Origin of the sequence: Algoriphagus halophilus (genome assembly GCF_900129785.1) — a bacterium.
Lineage (GTDB): Bacteria > Bacteroidota > Bacteroidia > Cytophagales > Cyclobacteriaceae > Algoriphagus > Algoriphagus halophilus.
The window spans coordinates 1,539,089-1,548,270 of record NZ_FSRC01000001.1 but is presented as its reverse complement, the minus strand read 5'-3'; the positions used below and the strand labels follow the sequence as shown (position 1 = coordinate 1,548,270).

Annotated in this window: 8 protein-coding genes; all 8 read left to right on the top strand. The window is 35.4% G+C overall.

Features of this window, described 5'->3' with window-relative positions; all coding sequences use genetic code 11:
• Nucleotides 1–1,677 precede the first annotated feature (1,677 nt).
• Nucleotides 1,678–2,796: a hypothetical protein gene (locus tag BUR11_RS06575; RefSeq protein ID WP_143185864.1), complete on the top strand. Its 1,119-nt coding sequence runs from the start codon at nucleotides 1,678–1,680 to the stop codon at nucleotides 2,794–2,796.
• Between the two features lie 68 nt (nucleotides 2,797–2,864).
• Nucleotides 2,865–3,893, top strand: coding sequence for a sensor histidine kinase (locus tag BUR11_RS06570; RefSeq protein ID WP_084560880.1), 1,029 nt, complete (start codon nucleotides 2,865–2,867; stop codon nucleotides 3,891–3,893).
• Nucleotides 3,890–4,993, top strand: a complete 1,104-nt coding sequence (locus tag BUR11_RS06565; protein ID WP_074223979.1) for a histidine kinase — start codon at nucleotides 3,890–3,892, stop codon at nucleotides 4,991–4,993. The genes BUR11_RS06570 and BUR11_RS06565 overlap by 4 nt, the downstream gene beginning before the upstream one ends.
• On the top strand, nucleotides 4,974–5,744 hold the full coding sequence (locus BUR11_RS06560) for a LytR/AlgR family response regulator transcription factor (RefSeq protein ID WP_074223978.1): 771 nt from the start codon (nucleotides 4,974–4,976) through the stop codon (nucleotides 5,742–5,744). Before BUR11_RS06565 ends, BUR11_RS06560 begins: the two co-directional genes overlap by 20 nt.
• A gap of 126 nt (nucleotides 5,745–5,870) precedes the next feature.
• The gene (locus BUR11_RS06555; protein WP_074223977.1) at nucleotides 5,871–6,269 is read left to right on the top strand and encodes a heme-binding domain-containing protein; all 399 of its coding nucleotides are present in this window, start codon (nucleotides 5,871–5,873) and stop codon (nucleotides 6,267–6,269) included.
• Nucleotides 6,270–6,740: a heme-binding domain-containing protein gene (locus tag BUR11_RS06550; protein WP_074223976.1), complete on the top strand. Its 471-nt coding sequence runs from the start codon at nucleotides 6,270–6,272 to the stop codon at nucleotides 6,738–6,740.
• Nucleotides 6,741–6,973: 233 nt separating this feature from the next.
• Nucleotides 6,974–8,293 carry a purple acid phosphatase family protein gene (locus BUR11_RS06545; RefSeq protein ID WP_074223975.1) on the top strand — a complete coding sequence of 440 codons (1,320 nt, stop codon included), beginning with the start codon at nucleotides 6,974–6,976 and terminating at the stop codon, nucleotides 8,291–8,293.
• Nucleotides 8,290–9,162, top strand: a complete 873-nt coding sequence (locus BUR11_RS06540) for a glycerophosphodiester phosphodiesterase family protein (protein WP_074223974.1) — start codon at nucleotides 8,290–8,292, stop codon at nucleotides 9,160–9,162. The genes BUR11_RS06545 and BUR11_RS06540 overlap by 4 nt, the downstream gene beginning before the upstream one ends.
• Nucleotides 9,163–9,182 lie beyond the last annotated feature (20 nt).

The window sequence follows — 9,182 nt, the reverse complement described above, 5'->3', positions numbered from 1 at the left end:
GCAAGTATCATTGATAAAAAAAATTATATAAGACATTTATTCAAAAATTATATAAAATATTTTTTACTATTTAAATATCATTTGTTAGTTAGAAAAATGCCATTTGTAACAGGTTTTTGAGGAAAAACATCTTAAAAAATTTTTTAAAAGATTTTTAATTTTCTTCATTTTTTGCCCTATACACCTCTGATTTTCAGACTAAATGAGAATTTTTCAATCTATTACGGGCAAAAATTGACTTTAAATTTCAACATTTTAAAAGCCCATTCATCAAAATATTTCAATTATTGAATTACCAATAGTTAGATGGAATTAAGAATGAATACTTAGAATTAATCCCCCCCCTTATTTAATCTGTTAATTTGGATATAAAGAAATAAAATAAACATATCCTAAATAATTGTATTATTATAGACATTTATATTATTTAAATACAATTTTTTTCATATTTTTAGCGCCATATTACAACAGATTAATTCATGATGATTTTATACTCATCTAGGTTTTGTTCGAACGGCTGAGAAAAAGTATCTGACCCTAAGAAAAAGTCAGGAAAAAGGAGGCTTAAATCATCATCTGGAAATTTTCATAATGGGAATTAATTATTAACAAATTAAAGAAATTCACATATTTAATAGTTCATCTATATCATTAGAACATTTATTTTTTAGTAATACCCTTTAATCAAGTCATTTATACTTTTGCATCATTTTTTTTATAAACTTCATTTACTGGATACGGATAAAATGAAACTAATTATTATTCGTTTGTATAAACAATTAATTAATTTCAATTATAATTACCATCAAGAATCTAATATATTATCTAAGAGTATAGATAAATATACCTAACTCCAATAAATTAAAATATATTTAACATCACTATCAAATCACTTAAAGTCCAATAAAATTATTTATTTTAAATGTACATACATCTAATTTATTTAAAAAATTTCAATAGCTTAATGATAAATATTTATATATAAAAAATTCTATTCCAAGGAGCTAGGACCAATACCCTGTCAAACATGAAAACAATCACTCCTCTTCAAAAATGCATGTTTATACACTGATTTACAGCATTTTAAAGCACCCCTCAAAGCCATTCTTATCTATCTACTCATTGTAAACGAAGCATTCACCAAATCAAACTAAAGGGTTAAATAATATGAATTTGATCGAAATTATATGAAATATAGAGTTTTGAATGTTATCTATAAAAAGTACAATTAGAATCCGAAAACCAAATTATATTTTGTACAATAGTATTCTAATTCCAGGGTTTAAAAAATCAAAAAGTCGATGTAGACTAGCAAAGAAAATTGTCTAAAGCCCACTCTTAAAATTGTTCAATTCGCGCCAAACAAATCTTAAAACAATACTATCCTTTTTCCTGCTCATTCTACTATTAATCATAAAACAATAGTGTTACATAAAAGCACCAGAAACTATTTAACCCATAAAATTCCATTTTGAACTTTTACCTTTCTCCTTTCAGAAAACTTCCTGATGGTGGTCCTAATTAGGGATAAGCAGGAAACTTCTCCTACCCCGAATTCCTCATTTAATACAGGAGATCTACGATTCAATACAGACATTCACCCATTCATTCCCTTTCAGTTTCTCAGAAAGTTGATCCAAGCCATATTTGTATCATGAAAAATAAAAACCAATCCATATGAAGTCATCAATGATCTCTCGGCAGACTTTCTTACTTTTTTACGTCTGCTTTCTATTCACAGTGTCCAACAGCTATGCTCAAACGAGGATCAGTACTACCACCCGATCTTCTTCCAAGTTTGTTACTGAGAATAACAAACAGAAACTCAACATTGAATTTAATGGGGATATCTCAATCGGAAGTGATGAGAAATCCATCAGTTCTATCTCCAGAGGAGGTTATTTAAAAATTCAAAAAACCACTTTTGGAAACTCCCGGTCCTTATTTATCAGCAGCTCAGGCAGTGGCTTGGATTATGAATACCGAGAGGGAGGTTCTCAAAAGCCATTTGAACCGAATGGCAAAGCTTGGTTAGCGGAAATTCTTCCTGAATTATTAAACAGTACGACCATTGGCTCGGTAGACCGGGTTAACCGTCTTTATGCAAAAGGTGGTGCAAAATCTGTCTTAAATTTGACGGATCAAATGGAAAGTGATTACATCAAAGCGCATTATTTCCAACTGTTATTGGATAAAAATCTTAGTGCAAGTGAGACTTCCGCAGTCATAGACAAAACCATTTCCCAGATTGACTCTGACCATTATCAAACAGAAGTTTTCAAACAAATTGACCCGAGCTATTTCGGTGATATCAATCAGTTGACCCGAGCAGTAGAGTCAATCGATTCAGATCATTTTAAAGCTGAACTATTGAAACCAATTTTCTCCAAAAATAGTATCCAAGGTCAAGGCCAAAAAACAGTGGAAATTATCAATATGGTCGACAGTGATCATTTTAAAAGTGAAATCGCAAAAACCATAGATTTCAGTAAGCTCAATGATCAGGAATTACAATTCATGGTCAATGAAGTGGTTCCTAACATCGATTCAGACCACTTCAAAAGTGAGGTGTTAAAATACATCATACAAACAGGAAACATGAATGATGATCGAGCGATTCTGGTAGTTTTAGGCTCAGATGAAATTGATAGTGATCATTTCAAAGCCGAAGTACTCAAATACATTTGCCAGAAGCAAGGAACTGAAAAAGTGAAAACTCAAATCAGAAAAACAGCGGTAGACACCATTGATTCTGATCATTTCTTAGGAGAAGTTTTAAGATGTGCATCCCGATGATATCCTAAGGTTTTGTAACTTATACCAAGTAGTCTTCATCCAACTAATTAGTTGACTACCACTATTCCATGGAAAAATCCATCTCATTTATACTCGCTTTTTTCCTCACGGGTAGTATAGGCCTCTATTTATTGTATAATAGAGGCCTGATCTACTCCCTAAGCACGGTTTCCTGGACTATGGCACTTTTTATAGTCCTGGTAGTGTTGGCCAGTTTGATCATCAGCTTCGGATATTTATCCATATCTAAACTTCAACCTTGGGATAAAGGGCATGTGACCCGATCTGTTTTAATTGTTTTTTTGATAGGAGGAAGTATTACCCTCTTTTCTTACCTCTTGGAGTTCCTGATGACCCAAGTAGTAGAGGAAGATTCCACATTTCCAGATAATACCATGACCTTAAAAGGAGGAATCGTAGGTTTGATTGTTTCTTTGGCATTGACATGGATTGATTACAGCTGGTTTGCCTTTGCCCGATTTTCTAAAGAAACCATTCAAGGAATGCGGGATACTAGAAAAAAAGAAGAGCTACAGTTTACACTTCTAAGGTCACAATTGACCCCTCATTTCCTGTTTAATACTTTAAATAGTGCTTCCCTTTTGATCTCCACTCAGCCTGAAAAAGTAGAAGAATTCATCCGGAAATTGGCATTTAATTTCTCAAACCTGATGCAGCATGGAATCCAACCTTTGAATACTTTGGCAAGAGAAATTGAAATCATTGATAATTACATGCATTTGATGCAAGTGAGGTACGGAGATAAAGTTATACTTGAAAAGAAGATCAAACCAGAATTCAATACCCAGCTGCTCCCGGCTCTAGGTATTCAGCTTTTGGTAGAAAATGCGTTAAAGCACAATGTGGCAAGTCTGGAAAATCCTGTGAAAATCATTATCACCGCAGATCACGAAAAAATTGCCGTTGCCAATACCATCACCCAAAAGCCCTTGAATGTTAAATCCAATGGAGTAGGATTGCAAAATTTGAAGGAGCGATATGATTATCATGGTCATTCCTCCCCGACAATTTATCAATCGGAAGGATTCTTTTTTGTCTGCTTACCTTATATCAAACAAAAAACCACGAAGGCATGAGTCCTGTCTTTGAAATAAAACCAGTTTATCGAATGATCCTTCCCTTATTGGTGGGAACATTAACTTATTTGGCTATCCTTTTAGCCTTTGATTCAGTGGCGAATATCAAAGAGGATTTCTTTTCCAGAGAACTCCTGTTTTGTGTGTTTTCAAGCTTTGTATTATTGGAGTTAAATCGATTGATCTTATTGTTTTTTGAAAGACGAAACACCAAAACAACTCATTTTTACAAACATATTATTCAATTGATTTTCAGTTCTATAATAACCACTTTCTTAAGCATTAGTTTATTATTAATGGCTTACTTTTATTGGTTTGAAAACATGGCTGACCCCATGGTTTACCTAACTGAATTAAGCATATTCAATGGAGTATTTTTATTTGTCACATTGATGTACCAAGGACATTTTTTAGGTTTCTATTGGATTCATAAGAAATTTGAAAAAGACCTGGAATCTGAGCTCCAGGAAAAGGAGGAATTGGAAAGGAGCAAAAACCAGTTTCAATTCATGCTTAATCCAAATTTTTTATTACTAAGTCTGGAATCCATTTTACTTAGAATCAAAGAAGAAAGAAAAGAAGAAGCTGAGGAGGGCATCCTACTTTTATCGGAGATCTACAGGCATTCATTAAGAAATCAAGAAGAATTGGTCCCTTTGCACGAGGAATTAATGGCTATGGAAAATGTGAAAATTTTTCTGAATCAATTCAATTCAAAACATATCCATCTCTCTCTTCCCAAGGAGGATAAAAATTACTTATTAGTACCTAGAACCCTAACTAAAATCTTGGAGGCCATTTCCTATTCCCAGCTTTCCTCCCCCAACTGCCCATTGGAAATCCAACTTGAAATCAAGAAAAACTGCTTGCATCTCTCTTTTCCAAAACAATTTTCCCTAAAATATGGGGATCAATTGGTAGAAACCATGAATAGTATCAAGCAGCAAAATGGATGGTTAAATCAAGGTTTAAGTTGGACTGATAATTCTATGTATTCCATTTGTGTACCTATGGAGCTACCTTATTCAGAAACCTCTGATAGCATCAATAAAGCTTCATTCCACCCAACTATAAAAACCGATGAAAGTATTGGTAATTGAGGATGAAATTCCCGCCCTTGAAAAAATCAAGCATTTTTTAAAGCAATATGATCCGGAATCGGAAATTATTGGAATCGCCAAATCTGTAAAAGATGCTGTTCCTTTACTTCAAACCCTAGGCAAGCAGGCTGACCTTTTATTGGTAGATGTGCATTTAGAGGATGGGCTTTCGTTTCAAGCCTTAGATCAAGTTGGATTCTTTAAACCGGTCATCTTCATCACTGCACATAGCCAATATGCTTTAGAAGCCTTTCAGGCTAATGGAATTGATTATTTAGTCAAACCTATCCGCTATGTTTCTTTTGCAGCAAGCTTGGATAAGTATAGACAGTTAAGAGACACTTCCAATCAGACTCCAATTAATCAGGAAGTTTGGAAAGAGCTTTCCAAACCAGCTTATAAAGAACGCTTTATGGTGAAGATTGGTGAGCACATCCATATTGTTTCCACTTCAGCTATCAAACTTTTCTTTGCGGAAGGAAGAAACACCTACCTGATCCGGGAAGATGGTAGAAAACTAATCACCGATTATACTCTGGAGGGGCTGGAGGAACTGTTAGATCCAGCCCAGTTTTTCAGAGTCAATAGAAGTTATTTGATCAATCTGACCAGTATTAAAGATGTATTGGTTTATTCCAGTAGTCGGTTAAAAATCAATCCGGATTTTTCTTACACAGATGAGATTATTGTAAGTAGAGACCGTGTCAATTCATTTAAAAAGTGGCTTGGTGGTCCCGATGGGAACAAATAATTACCATTAGAAAATTATTTAAAAAATACTTTTTACAATTTTTTCTATCTTTTATCTTGTGATTACAACCCTAATGTATCTTTTTGACGTATTAACACAAAACAATCATTTATTAACCCTTTTACTATGAAAAAATCATCTTTACTCCTTCCTGCTGCCTTTGTTGTAGGGCTCTTATTTTTCCAAGCCATCCAAAAACCCACCATCGAAACCCACGATGAATTAAGTATGGATGGCCCAAAGTTGCCGGCTGATGTCAAAGCAGTAGTAGAATCCAAATGCTATGGATGTCACAACGCTGAATCCAGAAATGAAAAAGGTAAGAAAAAGTTGGATTGGGATGAGTTCGAAGCCTCTAAAAAGTCAAAACAACTAGCTACCATGTCAAAAATAAATGAAGTGTTGACTGAAAGTGCGATGCCTCCAGAAAAATTCTTAGAGAACAAGCCTGAGGGAAAATTATCAGATGAGGAAAAAGCTATTTTGTTGGAGTGGAGTACTGGTAAAAAGAAAAAAGGAGAATAAATGAGGCTTTGGCAAAAGCTATTACTCGGATTGGCAATTATTCTAATCGCCATTCAATTTATTCCTAATGAGCTTCCCCCCATCAATACTGATAATCCTGCAGACCTGATGGGTTCCGGATTAGTGGAGGGTGAAGTAGCTACTCTTTTAAAGACCGCATGCTATGATTGCCATAGTAATACTCCAGCGTATCCCTGGTATTCTTATGTAGCTCCAAGTTCTTGGTTAGTTGCCAAAGATGCTCGAGAAGGCAGAGAAGAAGTCAATTTTTCCAATTGGGAAGAGATTGAAATGATGGATCAATTGGCAATTTTGGATGATATCATATCGGAGGTAGAAGAAGAACATATGCCACTTCCTATTTATTTAACCTTACATTCTGAAGCAAAATTAGATGCATCCCAACGACAATTAATTATGGAATGGGCAGAAGCTGCCATGGACATTGTTGTGGAAGATGAGGAAGAATAAGTTTTGAATCAAAGTCAAACCATGATTAAAAAAGGTTCGCTTTAAGTGAACCTTTTTTATTTTATAACCAACCTTTCTATCTCCCTGGAATCCATTTCTATTTAACTCTCTACTTTTTAAGAATCAAAATAAAATCACTTCTGCTAGCCCGAATACAGGATTTAGAGGTCTTATAAACAAAGTAATCTTGAATGAAATGATCCAAATCATTTGAAAAAAATCCAAATCAACTCATGCATTCCCTTTTTAAAGAATTTATTTTTTCCTGGGTGTTCTTATTTACATCTAACTTACTCTTATCTCAACAACTCCCACCTGCAGATCCCAACTTACAATACCAACCCAGAAAGAAACCGGATCGAATCATTTTGAACCTAACAGAGGATCCCTTTTCAAAGATCGGTGTCAATTGGCGAACAGACACCACAGTCACTCATTCCTATTTGGAATTTACGCTAGCTACGGCTGGTCCTGAATTCAAGGATTCTACGCATCTACTAGATGCGGCTACAGAAATACTCATTTCCCAACAAGATGAAGAACCTATCACCTATGCCAAATATCACCAAGTAAAACTAGAAGGCCTTGAACCCGGAAAAACTTATGTTTATCGGGTAGGTCAGGAAGATTATTGGAGTGAATGGTTTCAATTTGATATTCCGGAAGATGACCAAGAGGTCAACTTCCTCTATTTTGGAGATGCTCAAAATGACGTTGTATCCATGTTTAGCAGAGTGATCAGGAAAGCTATTATCAACCTTCCAAAAATGGACTTCATCGTTTATGCAGGAGATCTTATCAATCATGAAAGTGCAGATTTTGAATGGGGAGGCTGGTTTGAAGCAGGGCAATGGATTCATGCCAGCATTCCGTCTATGATGACTCCAGGGAATCATGAGTTTTCAAAAAATCCTGCCACACTTACCCCACATTGGAACGCGCAATTTAACCTTCCTCGTAATGGCCCTAAAGGACTGGAAGAAACCACCTATGAAATCAATTTTCCAGAGTTGAAAATCATTTCCCTTGATGGGGAACAGATCGATGAATCCCCTACATACAGGCAGGCACAAATGGATTGGCTAAGAGGGGTTTTAACTAATAATCCAAGAAAATGGACGGTTGTCACCTTCCATTATCCAGTATATGCCAGTGCCGCAGATAGGTATCACGACAAGATGATCGACTATATCAGACCTGTTTTACAGGAATTTAAGGTGGATTTGGCTATTCAAGGCCATGATCATGCCTATGCAAGGGGGCAAGGGTTTTACGAAAACGAGGAACTTGATTACAATCAAGGACCTGTATATGTCGTCTCGATTGCTGGACCGAAAATGTATAAAGTAAAAGATGATCCATGGATGGTAAGAAAAGCGTCAAACACTCAGTTATACCAATGGATTCAGGTAAAAGGAAATACCTTAAGATTTAAAGCCTATACCGCCTTGGGTGAACTGTATGATTCTTTTGAAATTCAAAAGGATACAGAAGGCAACAAACTACTAATCAATAATATACCTAATACCCCAGAACGATTTAATTCTAAATGAAAATTCAATTCCAATCCACCTCCCAACTTTTGAAAATTGGCCTATTTCTGCTGGGAAATCTCATCTTTAGTTTCACCGGTTCAGCGCAAGTCGAACATATTCGTGATCGATTATTACATTCCAATGAACTTTTGATTGCAGCACACAGAGCAGCACATTCAACCCATCCTGAAAATAGTTTGAACGCTATTCAAGAAGCTATTGATTTAGGGGTAGATATCATTGAGATTGATGTAAGAGTCACTGCTGATGGCGAGGTTTTCCTAATGCATGACCAGACAATTAACCGAACTACTACAGGGATAGGAGATATTGAAATCCTAACTAGTAAGGATATTGACCAAGTAAGACTACTTTATAATGGAGAGGAAACAAGCCAGCAAGTCCCTACCTTGAAGGAAGCTCTCCACCTTTCAAAAGGAAAAATCATGGTTGACCTGGATTTGAAAACTTCCAACATCAATGCAGTCCTGGCAGTAGTGAAGGAGCTGGACATGTTTGATGAGGTGATCTTTTTTGATTCAGATTGGAAGGTTTTACAGGAAATTAAATCTCAATACCCTGATGCCTATCTAATGCCTAGAACCTATAAAAAGCAGCAGGTGAAAAAAGCCTATAAAAAACTAGATCCCGTAATCATACACATTGATCCAAACTTCAATACGAAAGAGGTCAATGGGTTGGCTAAAAAATACGGATTTAGAACTTGGATTAATTCCTTGGGAGAATTGGATCAGAAGCTTGCCAAAGATCCACAGGTTAAATATGCTTTGGACCTGATTTCCAATGGAGCCAATGTAGTACAAACCGATCTACCTGAATTTTGGTTAATGATTAAAAAGCAAACATCCTCCAGTAGTATTAATTAATAGCGCATCATAAAAGGCCC